This is a genomic window from Microbacterium sp. 71-36 (assembly GCF_001898305.1).
In the GTDB taxonomy this organism is placed as follows: Bacteria; Actinomycetota; Actinomycetes; order Actinomycetales; family Microbacteriaceae; genus Microbacterium.
On record NZ_MKTP01000002.1, the window covers coordinates 67,808 to 83,703 of the forward strand.

Sequence of the window (15,896 nt, forward strand, 5' to 3'; positions counted from 1 at the left end):
CTGACGAGGTGATCATATACGATCGCGCGGGCTGGGGGTGGGTGTCGGGGCCGGGGCGCGGGGCGCGGGGCAGGGCGCGGCGCGGTTACAGCGCTCCCCGGATCGCCTTCGCCGCAGCCTCCAGCCGGGCCGCGATCGCCGCGTCGTCGACCTCGGTGCTGACGTGCACGGCGGCGACCGCGGCGGGTTCGCGGCCCTGCACCGGGAGGGGGACGGCAACCGCCCGCAGCGTCGGGATCACCTCGTCGTGGCTCGTCGCCCAGCCGCGCTCCGCGGCCTCCGCCACCTCGGCCGCCAGGCGCGCGTCGACCGCGTCGGGCCACCGTCGCGGAGGCAGCTGCGCGAGGATCGCGCGACCGGGGGCGCCCCGGGTGACCGGATGCCGCGACCCGGGGCGCTGGGCCACGGCCGTGACCGCGTGCCGCGGTTCGACGCTGGTGAGGGTCACGCACTCGTCATGGTCGAGCACGACGAGGAAGCAGGTCATGCCGAGATCGTTGGCGGCAGCGGTCAGTTCGGGCAGGGCTTCGGCCTGGAGATCGGCGGCGACCCCGGCGGCCAGGGCGGCCAGGCCCGTGCCCAGGCGCACCGCGCCGGCGGCGTCGCGCGTCACGAGCCCGTGGTCCTCGAGCGTGCGCAGGAGTCGGTACGCGACCGAGCGGTGCAGACCGACCCGCGCGGCGAGGTCGTCGATCGTGAGCGGCGCCCGAGCGTCGGCGAGCTCTTCGAGGAGCCGGATGCCACGGCTCAGCGTTTGCGAGGCAGGGGGAGCGTCTTGCCGCGGGGGCATGGGTGGGCTAGCCTCTCGTTCGATAGCGGAACGTCGTGTTCGAATATAGAACTTCGCGATCCGCCCGGCAAGCCCGACATCGGAGTCAGGAGAGACGATGCAGTTCCACCACCACGGCTACATCTCGGGGGATCCGCGCGTGCAGCCCGCTGTCGGCACGGGTGTCGACCGCCCCGCGGCGCTGCCCGATGAGGTCGACGTGCTCATCGTCGGCTCCGGTCCCGCGGGGATGCTGCTGGCCGCCCAGCTGTCGCAGTTCCCTCAGCTCACCACGCGCCTCATCGAGAAGCGCGACGGGCGCCTCGTGCTCGGCCAGGCCGACGGCATCCAGCCCCGCAGCGTCGAGACGTTCCAGGCGTTCGGCTTCGCCGACCGCATCACCGCCGAGGCGTACAACATCGGCTGGATGAACTTCTGGGCGCCCGACCCCGAGAACCCCGATCGCATCGTCCGCACCACCCGAACCGAGGACTACGGCCTCAAGATCAGCGAGTTCCCGCACCTCATCGTCAACCAGGCGCGTGTGCTCGACTACTTCGCCGAGTCCGCAGCGAACGGCCCCGCACGGATCGTCCCCGACTACGGCGTGGAGTTCGTCGGCCTCACGGTGCGCGCCGACGACGTGGAGGTGCGCGTGCGGACCGCCGAGGGCGAGCGCACCGTCCGGGCGACTTACGTGGTGGGCTGCGACGGAGCGCGCAGCGGCGTGCGGCAGGCGATCGGCCGCACGCATGTCGGCGCGGCCGCACGGCACGCGTGGGGCGTCATGGACGTGCTCGTCGAGACCGACTTCCCCGACTGGCGCATCAAGTGCGCGATCAATGCGGCGGCGGGCAACATCCTGCACATTCCGCGCGAGGGCGGGTACCTCAGCCGCATGTACATCGACCTCGGTGAGGTCGCGGAAGACGACGACCACCGTGTGCGGCAGACCCCGATCGAGGAGGTCATCCGGCGGGCGAACGAGATCCTCCACCCGTACTCGATCGACGTGAAGCAGGTGGCGTGGCACAGCGTCTACGAGGTGGGGCACCGGGTCACCGACCAGTTCGTCGACGATCTCGACGACCCCCGTGTCTTCCTGACCGGCGACGCCTGCCACACGCACAGCGCCAAGGCGGGTCAGGGCATGAACGTCTCGATGCAGGACGGCTTCAACCTCGGTTGGAAGCTCGGCCACGTCCTCACCGGTCTGACATCCGCCGCTCTGCTGCGCACATACGACCAGGAGCGCCGCCCCGTCGCTCAGCAGCTCATCGACTTCGACCGCGAGTGGTCCTCGCTCATGGCGCGCAAGCCCGGCGAGATCACCGACCCCGACGAGCTCGCGACCTACTACCTGGCCACGGCCGAGTTCCCCTCGGGCTTCGGCACGCACTACGCGCCGTCGGCGCTGGTCTCGGACGCGGCGGCGCAGGATCTGGCATCCGGGTTCCCGGTGGGCAAGCGGTTCCACAGCGTCGAGGTCGTGCGGGTGTGCGACGGCAACGCCGTGCACCTCGGTCACCACGCGAGAGCCGACGGGCGGTGGCGGATCTACGCCTTCGCGGATGCCGAGGGCTCGGCGCTGCGCACGTGGGCGGACGCCGCACGCGCGATCGTCGAGCGCTTCACGCCGGCCGGCGCCGACCCCGACTCCGTGTTCGACGCCAAAGTCGTCTTCCCGGGGCGGTGGGAGGACGTCGTGGATGTGCCGGACCTGTTCCGGCCGCGGTCGGGACCGCTCGGCCTCACCGACCTCGAGAAGGTGTTCGCCGCCGCGCCCTCGGCGTGGACGAGCGCCGACATCTTCGCCGAGCGCGGGATCGGAGCCGACGGCGCGGTGGTGGTGGTGCGCCCCGACCAGTACGTCGCCCACGTGCTGCCGCTGACGGACCCCGCCGGCCTCGAACGGTTCCTGTCCGGCGCCCTGCGCGCCCCGGTCCCGGCCTGACGGCTGCGTCCGCCGCCGCCCGCCGCCCGCCCCGCCCCCGCTGCTCCCGACAGCGATAAACGCGATCCACGGGCAGAAACGGGACGTCGTCACGTTTCCCGCCGTAGATCGCGTTTATCGCCGGGCCGCGGATGCCGCCGCCTCCCTCGCCCGTCCACGGCGGCGACATTGCGGCTCGCTTTGTACAGCACGTATATCGGCGCGGAGCCCCGCGCTGACCAGAATGAGCGGGAACGCCCCGCACCGACACAGGAGGACCCATGACCGACCCCCGCGAGAGCGAGCTGCTGGCATCCGTACCGACCGGCCTGCTGATCGGCGGCGAGTGGCGTGCGGCCGAGGGGGGCAAGACCGTCGCGGTCTCCGACCCCGCCACGGGCGATGTCATCCACGAGATCGCCGACGCGTCCGTCGCCGACGGCGTCGCGGCGATGGATGCCGCTGCTGAGGCGTTCCCGTCGTGGGCGGCGACGCCCGACCGCGAGCGTGCCGAGATCCTCCGCCGCGCGTTCGATCTCCTGCAGGAGCGCAAGGAGGACGTCGCGCTGCTGATGACCCTCGAGATGGGCAAGCCCCTGGCCGAGGCGCGCGGCGAGGTCGCGTACGGCGGCGAGTTCCTGCGCTGGTTCAGCGAGGTCACCGCCCACACCCAGGGTCGCTACGGCGCGAACCCCGAGGGCACCGGTCGCATGATCGTCACGCAGCACCCGGTCGGCCCGTGCTACCTGATCACGCCGTGGAACTTCCCGCTCGCGATGGCGACCCGCAAGATCGCGCCCGCGCTCGCCGCCGGCTGCACCGTGGTCATCAAGCCCGCGACGCTCACGCCGCTGACGACGCTGTTCTTCGCCCAGATCCTGCAGGACGCGGGCGTCCCCGCGGGTGTCGTGAACGTCGTGACCACCACGAACACCGGTGCGGTCTCGGAGCGCATCATCTCCGACCCGCGGCTGCGCAAGCTCTCGTTCACCGGGTCCACCCCGGTCGGCGTGAAGCTGCTGCAGCAGGCGGCTCCCGGGGTGCTGCGCACCTCGATGGAGCTCGGCGGCAACGCCCCGTTCGTCGTGTTCGAGGACGCCGACCTCGACAAGGCGGTCGACGGCGCGATGCTCGCGAAGTTCCGCAACATCGGGCAGGCGTGCACCGCCGCGAACCGTTTCATCGTGCAGCGCAGCGTCGTCGAGGAGTTCACGCGCCGCGTCACCGAGCGCGTGCAGGCCATGAAGATCGGCCGGGGCACCGAGGACGGCGTGCAGATCGGACCCCTCATCGACGACCGCGCGGTCGACAAGGCCAAGAGCCTGGTGGGGGATGCCGTGGAGCGCGGCGCCACGGTCACCACCGGCGGTTCGCCCGTCGAGGGCCCGGGCACGTTCTTCGAGCCCACCGTCGTGTCCGACGTGCAGCCGGGCAGTGACATCCTCCGCGAGGAGATCTTCGGACCGGTGCTCGCGATCGTCCCGTTCGACACCGAGGACGACGCCGTGCGCATCGCCAACGACACCGAGTACGGTCTCGTGTCCTACGTCTTCACCGAGTCGCTCTCGCGCGGCCAGCGCATGATCGAGCGCCTGGAGACCGGGATGATGGGCCTCAACGTCGGCGTCGTCTCCAACGCGGCCGCTCCGTTCGGCGGGTGGAAGCAGTCCGGCCTCGGTCGCGAGGGCGGCGACGAGGGCATCCACGAGTACCTGCAGACGAAGTACACGCTCACGGCGAACCCCTACGCCTGAGACACCGGATGCCACGGCCCGCCGCTCCTCGGAGCCCCGGGCCGTGGCATCCGTCGTTCGGGGCCACCCACGGCGGTGTGCCGGGCTCCGGACTATCGCGCGTGACGGCCCTGTATTGCGTGAGCAGGCGGCGGGTTTGGGCGGGCTGTTCCGGAGCGCGGCACGTGGACGGGAAGATCAGCGGCGCCGCGCCCCCGGCCGGAGGCCGCCTCAGTCGCCGGCGTGACGATCCAGGAACGCGAAGACCTCGGCGTCGTCGACGCCGGGGAACATGCCGCGGGGGAGCGGCGAGAACATGTGCCGGTGCACGCGCGCACTCGGCCAGGCCTTGCCCGACCAGCGCTCAGCGGCCTCCGAGTCGGGGCGGCGGCAGCACGACTCGTCGGGGCAGCGTGAGACGCCGCGGGTCGTGGTCTCACGCCCGCGGAACCACCGGGCGTCGTCGAAGGGCACGCCGACGGTGATGGAGAAGTCGCCGTCCGAGGTCGTCCCGGTCTGGGTGGAGCACCAGAACGTGCCGGCGGGGGTGTCGGTGTACTGGTAGTGCTCGGTGGTGCGGTTGTGCTCGGCGAACGCGGCGCGGGCCGAGAACTTCTTGCACACGATCTGTCCTTCGACCGAGCCCGTGACGTCGGTCGGCAGCGGCAGCCCATCGTTCTCGTAGACGCGTGAGATCGCCCCGTCGCCGTCGACCCGGAGGAAATGCTGACGGATGCCGAGATGCACCGTCATCAGGTTCGTCATACGCATCGCGGCGGCTTCGTGCGTCACACCGAACGCGTCGCGGAAGTCCTCGACGGCGAGGTTGCGGTCCTTCTTCGCCTGCGCGAGGAACGCGACGGAGCTGGTCTCCGGCATCAGGCAGCATGCGGCGTAGTAGTTGATCTCGAGCCGCTGCTGCAGGAAGTCGGCGTAGTCGGTCGGCGGGCGGTGCCCGAGCAGGCGGTGGGCCATCGCCTGCAGCGCCATCGAACGCAGCCCGTGTCCGCCGGGGATGGATGCCGGCGGCAGGTAGATGCGTCCGTTCTCGAGGTCGGTGACCGACCGCGCGGAGTGGGGGAGGTCGGCGACGTAGATGAGCTCGAACCCGAGCTGCTCGGCCATGATGCTCACGGTGCGGTGGGTGAGCGCGCCCGAGGTGTGACCGGCGGCCTTGAGCTGCTTCTCGGCGAGCTTCTCGATGTCGGGGAGGTGGTTGTCGAGCGCGCGCATGCGCAGACGGAGCTCGGTGTTGGCGCGACGGGCCTCCTCCGGACTCGCGATCGTCTCGCGCTCACGACGTTGCAGCTCGCGGTGCAGGCCCAGCACGGCCTCGATGGTCTCGTCGCTCGTGCCCTTGCTCACTTTGATGGCGGGGATGCCGAGCTGCCGGAAGAACGGGCTCGACTGCGCGCGCTCCAGCTCGATCTCGAGTGCCGCTCGACGGTTCGGCGGCTCGGTCGAGAGCAGCTCGGTGACCTCGGTCTCGGTCGCGCGCGCGATCTCCTGCAGGAGCGACAGCTTCGGTTCGCGCTTGCCGTTCTCGATGAGGCTCAGCTGGCTCCCCGCCACCCCGACCAGCGCCCCCAACTCGTCGAGGGTGTATCCGCGGGCGAGGCGGTGGTGTCGGATGCGGTGTCCGAGCGTGGTCAGTTCGAGCGACGAGGCCATTCCTTGACGATAGCGAAAGAAGTGCACTTCTTGTGGCGATATTCACTCGAAAGTCGGGCCCTGGGGTCGCAAAGTGGAGGAAGACCACCGAATTCGCTCTCAATCGAGGAGATCGACCCATGGCACTCGCCGACATCTTCGCCGGACGCCCCTCCGGTCGCACCGCACCCGCCGTCCGACAGCCCCAGGCCGGCCGCGGCATCCGTCCCTCGGTCGAGGGCCCCGGACTCGCCGCCCTCACCGCCTGGGTCGACCAGGTCGCCGCGCTCACCCAGCCCGACCGCATCCACTGGGTCGACGGCTCCGCGGCCGAGAACGACGCACTGCTGCGCGAAATGGTCGACGAGGGCAAGCTCATCAAGCTCAACCCCGAGTGGCGTCCCGGGTCGTACCTGGCGCGTTCGCACCCGAGCGACGTCGCGCGGCTCGAGTCCCGGACCTACATCGCGTCCGAGAGCGAAGAGGATGCCGGTCCCACCAACAACTGGATCGCCCCGGCCGAGATCCGCGAGACGCTGAACGGCGTCTTCGAGGGGTCGATGCGCGGACGCACCATGTACGTCGTCCCCTTCTCGATGGGAACCGTCGGCGGTCCGCTCAGCCACATCGGCGTGCAGATCACCGACAGCGCGTACGCCGTGGCATCCATCGGCATCATGACGCGCGTCGGCACCGCGGTCCTCGAGCAGATCGCCGCGGGTGCGCCGTGGGTCAAGACCGTGCACTCCGTCGGTGCGCCCCTGGCGCCGGGCGAGGCGGACGTCGCGTGGCCCTGCAACGACGAGAAGTACATCGTGCACTTCCCCGACACGCTCGAAGTGTGGTCGTTCGGCTCGGGCTACGGCGGCAACGCGATCCTGGCGAAGAAGTGCTTCGCGCTGCGCATCGCCTCGGTCATCGGCCGCGACGAGGGCTGGCTCGCCGAGCACATGCTGCTCATCCGCGTCATCGACCCTCAGGGCAAGGCGTACCACGTCGCCGCCGCGTTCCCCTCGGCGTGCGGCAAGACCAACCTCGCGATGCTGCGCCCCACGATCCCCGGCTGGCGCGTCGAGACCCTCGGCGACGACATCACGTGGATCCGCCCGGGTGAGGACGGCCGCCTGTGGGCCATCAACCCCGAAGCCGGCTTCTTCGGCGTCGCCCCGGGCACCGGCGAGTCGACGAACGTGACCGCGGTCGAGACGCTGTGGGGCAACACGATCTTCACCAACGTGGCGCTCCGCCCGGACGGCGACGTCTGGTGGGAGGGTCTGACCGACGAGGCTCCGCCGCAGCTCATCGACTGGGAGGGCAAGGATTGGACGCCGGCGTCGGGCCGCCCCGCCGCGCACCCGAACTCGCGCTTCACCGTCGCGGCCGCCCAGTGCCCGCAGATCGCACCGGACTGGGAGACCCCCGAGGGCGTCCCGCTGGATGTCATCCTGTTCGGCGGACGTCGCGCCACGAACGTCCCGCTGGTGCTCGAGGCCACGGACTGGTCGCACGGCGTCTTCCTCGGTTCGACGGTGTCGAGCGAGAAGACCGCCGCCCAGGAGGGCACCGTCGGCGAGCTGCGCCGCGACCCGTTCGCGATGCTGCCCTTCTGCGGTTACAACATGGGCGACTACTTCGGCCACTGGCTGAAGGTCGGTGAGAAGCTCCGCTTCGACCGCGCGCCGCGCATCTTCCAGGTCAACTGGTTCCGCAAGGGCGACGACGGTCGGTTCCTGTGGCCCGGTTTCGGTGACAACGCCCGGGTGATCGACTGGATCATCCGCCGTGTCGACGGTCAGGTCGACGCGGTGGACAGCCCCATCGGACGCCTGCCCTACGCCGACGACCTCGACCTCTCGGGTCTCGACCTTCCCGAGGCCGACCTCGCCGAGCTCTTCGCCGTCGACGCGCAGTCGTGGCTGGCCGAGGCCGACCTCACCGAGGAGTTCTTCGACACGTTCGGCAGCCACCTCCCGGCCGCCCTCCGGGCCGAGCTGGCCGCCCTCCGCTACCGCCTGCAGCGCGCGTAGCCGCACAGACCCGCCCGCCCCGTCGCCCTGCGGCGCGGGGCGGGCGCGAACTCGACGCCCCTCCCTGCTCTTGGCGCGCGGGAGGGGCGTCGTCGTGCGCCCTCCCGCGGGGAGTCCCGCCCTCCGCGTTCCCACCCCCCCCCGTTGACTTCGGGGAAACGTACGCGCGGGGCGGCATCACGGGTACGTTCGGCCGAAGTCAACGCCGCGGATGCGCGTGCCTCACACCAGCAGCTGGTGCTTCGCCAGGTCGCGGTAGAGCGGGACGGATGCCACGAGCTCGCTGTGCGTGCCCTGGCCGACGACACGGCCGTGCTCGAGCACCACGATCACGTCGCTGTCGACGACGGTGGAGAGGCGATGCGCGATGACCAGCAGCGTCCGCCCGGTGGCGACGGCGTCGATCGCCTCCCGCATGCGCTGCTCATTGACCCCGTCCAGCGACGAGGTCGACTCGTCGAGCAGCAGCACCGGGGGAGCGGCCAGCAGCGCCCGGGCGATCGCGAGTCGCTGACGCTCGCCGCCCGAGAGCATCACCCCGTCTTCGCCGACCGGCGCATCCACGCCGAGCGCACTCCGCTCGAGCACGTCGCCCAGGTTCACCGCCCGCAGCACGCGCTCGCAGTCGGCGTCGGATGCCTCGGGGGAGGCGAGCCGCAGATTGTCGGCGATCGTGCCCGCGAGGGTGGGGGCGTCCTGCTCGACGTATCCGAAGCGGGCGCGCAGGTCGTCGCGGGACAGATCGCGCGCATCGACGCCGTCGACCAGGATCGCCCCGCCGGTGGGGTCGTAGAACCGCTCGATGAGCGAGAGCACCGTGCTCTTGCCCGCGCCGGAGGGGCCGACCAGCGCGACCCGCGCGCCGCGGGGAACGGTGAACGACACACCGCGCAGCACGTCGCGCGCGGTCTCGTCCGCTTCGGCCTCGGCCTCGTCGGTGGCGCGGTCGAGGTGTGCCTGGGCGAGCACCGACCGAGCCTCCTCCGCCGCGGCCTCGCGCGCCTTGACGACGTGGTCGGGGTAGCGGAAGCGCACGTCGCGGAACTCGATGGCCGCGGCATCCGGTTCGGGGGTCGCCGTGCCGGGGCGGTCGCCCGCGCTCTCCTCCGGGAGGTCGAGCACCTCCTGGATGCGCCCGAGGGCGCCGAGCGCCTGGTTGACCGACATGATGGCGCCGATCGCCGAGGCCAGGGGCTGGACGAGCAGGAAGAGGAAGATGACGAACGTGACGAGGGAAGCGACGTCGATGGCTCCGGATGCCACACGGAACCCGCCCACGCCGAGCACGACCAGGAGCGACACCTGCAGCGCGATCCCGGCCACGGGGACGATGAGCGCCGACACCTTCGCGATGCGCACGCCCGCGTGATAGGCCTCCGTGGCGGTCGCACTGACCGTCTCGACCTCGCGCTCGGTCGCCCCCGACGCACGGATGGTGCGGATCGAGCCGACGGCGCGCTCGACCCCCGAGGCCAGCTCGCCCACCTTCTCCTGCTGCGCGGCGGACGCCGCGCGGATACGCAGGCTCAGGACCGCCACCGTTCCGATCGAGACGCCGAGCACGAGCACGATGAGGCCGAGCAGCAGCGGGTCGATGAACGCCATCGCCACGACTGCCCCGACGAGGATGAGCGCGTTGCCCATGGCATCCGCGAGTCCCTGCGTGAGGACCGCGTACAGCAGAGTCGTGTCGGTACCGACCCGCGAGACGAGGTCGCCCGTGCGCCGGGCGTCGAACTCGCTGATCGGCAGACGCAGGATGCGCGCGATGAGACGCCGTCGCGACGAGTACACGACCGCGGTTCCGGTGCGCTGCAGCAGATAGTGCTGGTAGCCGGAGATGAGCGACGACAGCACGACGAACCCGATGAGCAGCCACACGAGGGCGCCGAGGGGAACCGACTCCTGCACGCGGGAGATGACCTGGCCGACGAGGAGCGGCTGGACCAGCGTCGCGCCGGCACCGAGCACGCTCAGGACAGCCACCACGACGAGCGTGCCCTTGTGTTCGAGCAGGAACGGCAGCAGCTGGCGGAAGGACGCGCGCGGGCCCTCGGGGGTGCGGCGGCCGCGGCGGCCACGGGCGGGAGCGGACAGAGACATGCTCACCTCGGGAGAAGAACGGGTCCTTCGACCGTACCCCGCCTCGCCGACACCGGAGCACGCGTCTGCTCGTCGGTGGAACGACGGATGCCACGGAGCCGAGGCCCCGTGGCATCCGATGCTCTGTGCAGAACCGGTTACGGCGCGGTCGCGCCCGCGGCGAGGTTGTCGTCGTAGTCGACGTCCTTCGTCTCGGGCGACAGGGACACCGCGATCAGGGTGAGGACGCCCATCACCGACAGGTACACGCCCACGAGCCACGGGTTGCCACCGCCCGCGGCCCACAGGGCCACGGCGACGATCGGGGCCAGGGCCGCGCCGAGGATCGACGACACGTTGTACGAGATCGCCGAGCCGGTGTAACGCGTGTTCGTGGGGAACAGCTCGGGCAGGACCGCGCCCATCGGCCCGAACGTCGTGCCCATGAGCAGGAACCCGATGATGAGGAACGCCTGGACGTAGACGCGGGTGAGACCGGCATCCGCCTGCGGCAGCAGGAAGAACGAGAACGTCAGGCCGAACAGGATGATCGCGATCGTGACGCCGATGAGCAGACGCTTCCGCCCGAACCGGTCGGCGAGAGGACCCGACAGCAGCGTGAACACGCCGAAGAACACGACACCGATGATCTGCATGATCACGAAGTCGGTGTAGCCGAAGCCGAGGCCGGGCACGAATGCGGCCGCGTCGAACGGGGTGCCCGCCTTCTCCGCGGCGGCGGCAGCGCCCTCGAGCGTCGGCTTGGTGCCGTACGAGAGCGTGAAGCTCGTCATCAGGTAGAAGAGCACGTAGGTGGCCAGCATGATGAACGTGCCCAGGATCAGCTGCACCCAGTTGCGACGGATGACCTCGCCCAGCGGGAACTTGCGGATCACGCCGCTCTTCTCGGCCTTCGCGAACGACTCGCTCTCGACCAGGCGCAGGCGCACCCACAGGCCGACGATGACCATCACGGCCGAGAACAGGAACGGCACGCGCCAGCCCCACGCGAGGAACTCCGCCGACCGCTGCGCGGTGCCGTCGGGGTGCGGAAGGGCGAAGTTGATGATGAGGAAGATGCCGTTGGCGATGATGAAGCCGATCGGCGCGCCCAGCTGCGGGAAGGTGCCGTACCAGGCGCGCTTGCCCTTCGGGGCGTTCTCGGTCGCGACCAGCGCCGCGCCCGACCACTCGCCGCCGAGCGCGAAGCCCTGCGCGAGGCGCATGATCAGCAGAAGGACGGCCGCCCACACGCCGATCTCGTTGACGGTCGGGAGGCAGCCGATGAGGAACGTCGCGACACCCATGGTGAGCAGGGATGCCACGAGCGTCGCCTTGCGACCGAACCGGTCGCCGAAGTGGCCGAAGACGACGGCTCCGAGGGGACGCGCGACCATGGCGGCGCCGAAGACGCTGAAGGACAGCAGGAGCGAGGTGGTCTCGTTGCCGGTCGGGAAGAAGAGGATCGGGAAGACGAGGACGGCCGCGGTGGCGTACGCGTAGAAGTCGTAGAACTCGATCGTCGTGCCGATGAGGCTCGCGGTGATGACACGCGAGCGCGGGTTGGCGGGCGCCGACGAAGAGCGGAGGGCGGGGGAGGAGGAGGTCATGACTGCCTGACGAGAGATCGAGCGATCGCGTCCGTCGTGAGGGCGCAGCGGTGGCGTGATTCGGTCACGGCAGGTGTGCGTGGCCGGGCGCGCGGCGGGGGGCACCGGGAAGGACCCGGGTGTGGGTCCAGACCCTCCAGTCTATGCGCCTGCCGAGAAAGCTCTGCCGACGGTGCGGTATCGCGCGGACGTCAGTGCCAGATGACGGCGAGTCCGGCGTTGAGCAGCGCCAGGATGCCGACCGGCCAGAAGATCGCGGGGGAGAGCGAGCCGGTGCGCTTCTGTCGCGCCGAACCGATGCCGAGAAGCGCGCCGATCACGAGGAGCACGACCAGCTTGATGCCGATCTTCGTGTAGTTGAGGTCGTGATCCAGCCCCCAGGGTGCCGAAAGCGCGAGCCCGGTCACCAGCGAGATCACGATGGCGTAGTTCATCAGAGGCGTCACGCGCACACGACGGGAGACCGCCTCGACGGCCCACGCACCGAACAGCAGCGCGAACCCGACGAGATGGATCAGGATGACGACGTTGCGCAGGATCTCCATGCCCGTCACCTTAGGGATGCCACGCCCCGGACGCCAGCAAGGCGCGCCTCACCGCCGGGGGAGACGCGCCTCGCGGGGGTGAGGGTCAGCCGCGCAGGTCGCGCAGCACCAGGGCCGTGCGGAGGGCCGCATCGGCCGCCTCGGCGCCCTTGTCCTCCTTGGAGCCCTCGAGCCCGGCGCGGTCCAGGCCCTGCTGCTCGTCGTCGAGGGTCAGGACGCCGAATCCGACCGGCTTCCCGGCGTCGATCGCGACGCGGGTCAGTCCGTCGGTGGCCGCCGACGAGACGTACTCGAAGTGCGGCGTGCCGCCGCGGATGATGACGCCGAGCGCGACGACCGCGTCGGCCCCGCCCTCGAACGCGGCCACGGCGGCGACGGGCAGTTCGAACGAGCCCGGCACGCGCACGACGCGGTACGTCGCGCCCGTGGCATCCAGGACCCGCGTCGCTCCCGCGATCAGTCCGTCGGTGATGACCTCGTGCCACGTGCCGGCGACGACGACGACGTCGAGTCCCGTCGCGTCGATGCCGCCGGTCTCGGGTGCTCCGCTTCCCGCCATCAGACGAGTCCTTCCTTCATGTGCGCGAGTGCGTCACGCAGGTCGTCCTCGGCGATGACGTGACCCATCCGGTCGCGCTTCGTCTCGAGGTACTGGTGGTTGTTGGGCCCGACGCCCACGAGCAGGGGGACCTGCTCGACGACGTCGAGGCCGAAGCTGCGCAGCTGCGCCACCTTGTCGGTGTTGTTGGTCAGCAGGCGCACCTGCTCCACGCCGAGGTCGGTGAGGATGCCCGCGGCGGCCGCGTAGTCGCGCGCGTCGGCGGGGAGGCCCAGCGCGAGGTTGGCATCCACCGTGTCCAGACCCCGCTCCTGCAGGCTGTACGCGCGGAGCTTGTTGATGAGACCGATGCCGCGACCCTCGTGGCCACGCATGTAGATCACGATGCCGCCCTCGCGGTCGATCGTGTCGAGCGCGGCATCCAGCTGGGGGCCGCACTCGCACTTCAACGAACCGAACGCCTCGCCCGTCAGGCACTCCGAGTGCACGCGCACGAGGGGGGCCTCGTCGGTGATCTCCCCCGACACGACGGCGATGTGGTCGGTGCCGGTGATGCGGTCCTTGTACGCGAGGAAACGGAAGTTCCCGTGCGAGGTCGGCACGTTCGCTTCGGCTCGCAGGCTCACACGGCGACGTGCGACGGGGGTCGCCGCCACCGGCTCGGTCTCGTTCAGGTAGGCGATGAGCTGCTCGATCGTCACGACCGGGACGCCGTCGCGCTCGCCGAGCTCGATGAGGCCCGGAAGGCGCATCATGCTGCCGTCCTCGGCCACGACCTCGGCGATCGCGCCCACCGGCTCCAGGCCCGCCAGGCGCATGAAGTCCACCGCCGCCTCGGTGTGGCCCGCGCGCTCGCGCACACCGCCGTCGACGGCGCGCAGGGGGAGCACGTGACCGGGACGGATGAGGCTCGACGGCACCGACTCGGGATCGGCGAGGACGTTGAGCGTGTGCGCGCGATCGGCGGCGCTGATGCCCGTGGTCACGCCCGACGCGGCATCCACGCTCACCGTGTACGCCGTGCCGCGGGCGTCCTGGTTGACCTCGACCATCGGGGGCAGGTCGAGTCGGTCGGCCCAGTCGGCCGGCATGGGTGCGCAGACGTACCCGCTGGACCAGCGGACGGTCCACGCCAGCCATTCCGGGGTCGCGAGCTGCGCCGAGATGATGACGTCGCCCTCGTTCTCGCGGTTCTCATCATCGGCGACGAGGATCGGTCGTCCGGCGCGGAGGGCCTCCAGGGCCTCGGGGATGGTGGACAGGCTCATGCGGAGCCCCTCTCGGTCGTTGCGGCGGGGGCCGCGGGGTTCTCGGTGATGCGGAAGGCCAGCATGCGCTGCACGTGCCGGGCCAGGATGTCGGTCTCGAGGTTGACGGGGGTGCCCGCCTCCGCCCGGCCCAGGGTCGTCGCCTCGAGGGTCTCGGGGATGAGCGACACCTCGAGCCAGGGCTCGGGGTCGCCGGCCTCGCTCACCGCGCTGACGGTCAGCGAGACGCCGTCGATCGCGATGGACCCCTTGTCGACGACGAGGGGGGCGAGGTGGGACGGGATGCCGATGCGCACGACGCTCCACTGCGCGCCCGGACGCACCTCGCGAACGACACCCGTTCCGTCGATGTGTCCCTGCACGATGTGGCCGCCGAGGCGGCCGTGCGCGGCGGTCGCGCGCTCGAGGTTGACCGGGCGCCCCGCGGCGACGTCGGCGAGCGTGGACATGTCCAACGTCTGCTTCATCACGTCGGCGGTGAACCAGTCGGGGCCCTGGTCGACGACGGTGAGGCACACGCCGCTGACGGCGATCGAGTCGCCGTGACCGGCATCCGAAACGGACAGCGGGGCTTTCACGGTCACGCGCACGCCGTCGCCGTCGGGCTCGACCGCGGTGATCTCGCCGATCTCTTCGACGATTCCGGTGAACATCAGGATTCTCCCTGGGTGTCGTGGGCGGGACGGGCGACGACGCGGATGTCGTCGCCCAGGAGGTCGATGGAGGCCACCTCGAGCCGGTGCGCCGAGGCGATCCCCGGTACTCCGAGGTCGCCGAGCGCGAGCCGCGAGCCGCCCAGCAGCACGGGGGCGACGTAGACGAGCACCTCGTCCGCCAGCCCGTCGCGCAGCAGCGCGCTCTCGAGGGTGGGGCCGCCCTCGACGAAGACGGTCTGGATGCCACGACCGCCGAGTTCGTCGAGGACCGCGGCGAGGTCGCGGGTCGCGAAGAACAGCGCTTCGCGCGGGTGGCGACGGACGGCGGCGTCCGCGGAGACCGGCGTCTCGCCGACGATCACGGGGATCGGCTGGCGATCGAGGAGGGCGCCGTCCGCGTCACGAGCGGTGAGTGCCGGGTCGTCGGCGAGCACGGTGCCGGTGCCGGCGAGGATCGCGTCGGCCCTCGCGCGGCGCTCGTGCACGTCGCGGCGCGCGTCGGGGCCGGTGATCCACTGGCTGGACCCGTCGTCCGCGGCCGCGCGCCCGTCGAGGCTCTGCGCCCACTTCACGGTCACCCGCGGCCGGCCGGTGCGCTGCAGGTGCACCCAGTCGCGGACGAGCTCGGTGGCGGCCTCGCGCTCGAGTCCCGCCTCGACGTCGACCCCGCCGGCACGCAGCCGGTCGGCGCCGCCCGCCGCCGCATCCGTCGGGTCGTCGAGGGCGTACACGACGCGCGCGACACCGGCCTCCAGCAGCGCCACGGCGCAGGGACCGGTGCGTCCCGTGTGGTTGCACGGCTCGAGCGTCACGACGGCTGTCGCCCCGCGGGCCTCGCCCGGCGCGAGCTTCGACAGCGCGTCGACCTCGGCGTGCGGCGTACCCGCACCGCGGTGGTGGCCCTCGGCGAGGATCTCGCCGTCGGGGGAGAGGATCACGGCACCGACCTGCGGGTTGAGCCCGCGGGGGCCGTTCCGCGCGAGACGCAGCGCTCGGCGCATGGCGTCTGTTTCGGCGGCGGATGCCATTTCCCTGTCCTTCCCGTCGTGAGCGGGGCAGGAGCG

The 15,896-nt window shown here is 71.1% G+C and carries 12 protein-coding genes; 3 read left to right on the plus strand and 9 right to left on the minus strand.

The window, feature by feature from the left end:
- Positions 1–85: 85 nt before the first annotated feature.
- A complete protein-coding gene (locus BGO45_RS08975) occupies positions 86–790 on the minus strand; it encodes a helix-turn-helix domain-containing protein (protein ID WP_292693100.1) in 705 nt (234 codons plus the stop codon).
- 97 nt (positions 791–887) lie between these two features.
- On the opposite strand from BGO45_RS08975, the gene BGO45_RS08980 reads away from it, so the two are divergent.
- Both BGO45_RS08980 and BGO45_RS08985 read left to right on the plus strand, forming a co-directional pair.
- Positions 888–2,723, plus strand: coding sequence for an FAD-dependent monooxygenase (locus tag BGO45_RS08980; protein ID WP_292693102.1), 1,836 nt, complete (start codon positions 888–890; stop codon positions 2,721–2,723).
- Positions 2,724–2,983: 260 nt separating this feature from the next.
- A complete protein-coding gene (locus BGO45_RS08985) occupies positions 2,984–4,456 on the plus strand; it encodes an NAD-dependent succinate-semialdehyde dehydrogenase (RefSeq protein WP_292693105.1) in 1,473 nt (490 codons plus the stop codon).
- 210 nt (positions 4,457–4,666) lie between these two features.
- Here the strand turns inward: BGO45_RS08985 and BGO45_RS08990 are convergent, their stop codons facing one another.
- The gene (locus BGO45_RS08990) at positions 4,667–6,106 is read right to left on the minus strand and encodes an XRE family transcriptional regulator (RefSeq protein WP_076491089.1); all 1,440 of its coding nucleotides are present in this window, start codon (positions 6,104–6,106) and stop codon (positions 4,667–4,669) included.
- 119 nt (positions 6,107–6,225) lie between these two features.
- Between BGO45_RS08990 and BGO45_RS08995 the strand changes: the two genes are divergently transcribed.
- Positions 6,226–8,112 carry a phosphoenolpyruvate carboxykinase (GTP) gene (locus tag BGO45_RS08995; RefSeq protein ID WP_292693110.1) on the plus strand — a complete coding sequence of 629 codons (1,887 nt, stop codon included), beginning with the start codon at positions 6,226–6,228 and terminating at the stop codon, positions 8,110–8,112.
- Positions 8,113–8,334: 222 nt separating this feature from the next.
- Here the strand turns inward: BGO45_RS08995 and BGO45_RS09000 are convergent, their stop codons facing one another.
- The 7 genes from BGO45_RS09000 to ribD form a co-directional block, all read right to left on the minus strand.
- Positions 8,335–10,215, minus strand: a complete 1,881-nt coding sequence (locus BGO45_RS09000) for an ABC transporter ATP-binding protein (protein ID WP_292693718.1) — start codon at positions 10,213–10,215, stop codon at positions 8,335–8,337.
- A gap of 137 nt (positions 10,216–10,352) precedes the next feature.
- Positions 10,353–11,804, minus strand: a complete 1,452-nt coding sequence (locus BGO45_RS09005; protein ID WP_292693113.1) for an MFS transporter — start codon at positions 11,802–11,804, stop codon at positions 10,353–10,355.
- A gap of 191 nt (positions 11,805–11,995) precedes the next feature.
- Positions 11,996–12,349, minus strand: a complete 354-nt coding sequence (locus BGO45_RS09010) for a Fe-S protein (RefSeq protein ID WP_292693115.1) — start codon at positions 12,347–12,349, stop codon at positions 11,996–11,998.
- 85 nt (positions 12,350–12,434) lie between these two features.
- Positions 12,435–12,908, minus strand: a complete 474-nt coding sequence (ribH, locus tag BGO45_RS09015; protein ID WP_292693117.1) for a 6,7-dimethyl-8-ribityllumazine synthase — start codon at positions 12,906–12,908, stop codon at positions 12,435–12,437.
- Positions 12,908–14,176 (minus strand): GTP cyclohydrolase II, encoded by a 1,269-nt coding sequence (ribA, locus tag BGO45_RS09020; protein ID WP_292693119.1) that lies wholly within the window; start codon positions 14,174–14,176, stop codon positions 12,908–12,910. The genes ribH and ribA overlap by 1 nt, the downstream gene beginning before the upstream one ends.
- Complete coding sequence (locus BGO45_RS09025) at positions 14,173–14,829, minus strand: riboflavin synthase (protein WP_292693122.1); 657 nt, start codon at positions 14,827–14,829, stop codon at positions 14,173–14,175. The genes ribA and BGO45_RS09025 overlap by 4 nt, the downstream gene beginning before the upstream one ends.
- The gene (gene ribD, locus BGO45_RS09030; protein WP_292693125.1) at positions 14,829–15,860 is read right to left on the minus strand and encodes a bifunctional diaminohydroxyphosphoribosylaminopyrimidine deaminase/5-amino-6-(5-phosphoribosylamino)uracil reductase RibD; all 1,032 of its coding nucleotides are present in this window, start codon (positions 15,858–15,860) and stop codon (positions 14,829–14,831) included. Before ribD ends, BGO45_RS09025 begins: the two co-directional genes overlap by 1 nt.
- Positions 15,861–15,896: the final 36 nt, after the last annotated feature.

Excerpts from the sequence above, each read along its gene's own strand:
- BGO45_RS08990 (WP_076491089.1), bottom strand. The coding sequence starts at position 6,106 with ATGGCCTCGTCGCTCGAACTGACCACGCTCGGACACCGCATCCGACAC.
- BGO45_RS09025 (WP_292693122.1), bottom strand. The coding sequence starts at position 14,829 with ATGTTCACCGGAATCGTCGAAGAGATCGGCGAGATCACCGCGGTCGAG.
- BGO45_RS08995 (WP_292693110.1), top strand. The coding sequence starts at position 6,226 with ATGGCACTCGCCGACATCTTCGCCGGACGCCCCTCCGGTCGCACCGCA.
- BGO45_RS09005 (WP_292693113.1), bottom strand. The coding sequence starts at position 11,804 with ATGACCTCCTCCTCCCCCGCCCTCCGCTCTTCGTCGGCGCCCGCCAAC.
- BGO45_RS09000 (WP_292693718.1), bottom strand. The coding sequence starts at position 10,215 with ATGTCTCTGTCCGCTCCCGCCCGTGGCCGCCGCGGCCGCCGCACCCCC.
- BGO45_RS08985 (WP_292693105.1), top strand. The coding sequence starts at position 2,984 with ATGACCGACCCCCGCGAGAGCGAGCTGCTGGCATCCGTACCGACCGGC.
- BGO45_RS08975 (WP_292693100.1), bottom strand. The coding sequence starts at position 790 with ATGCCCCCGCGGCAAGACGCTCCCCCTGCCTCGCAAACGCTGAGCCGT.
- BGO45_RS08980 (WP_292693102.1), top strand. The coding sequence starts at position 888 with ATGCAGTTCCACCACCACGGCTACATCTCGGGGGATCCGCGCGTGCAG.
- ribH (WP_292693117.1), bottom strand. The coding sequence starts at position 12,908 with ATGGCGGGAAGCGGAGCACCCGAGACCGGCGGCATCGACGCGACGGGA.
- ribA (WP_292693119.1), bottom strand. The coding sequence starts at position 14,176 with ATGAGCCTGTCCACCATCCCCGAGGCCCTGGAGGCCCTCCGCGCCGGA.
- BGO45_RS09010 (WP_292693115.1), bottom strand. The coding sequence starts at position 12,349 with ATGGAGATCCTGCGCAACGTCGTCATCCTGATCCATCTCGTCGGGTTC.
- ribD (WP_292693125.1), bottom strand. The coding sequence starts at position 15,860 with ATGGCATCCGCCGCCGAAACAGACGCCATGCGCCGAGCGCTGCGTCTC.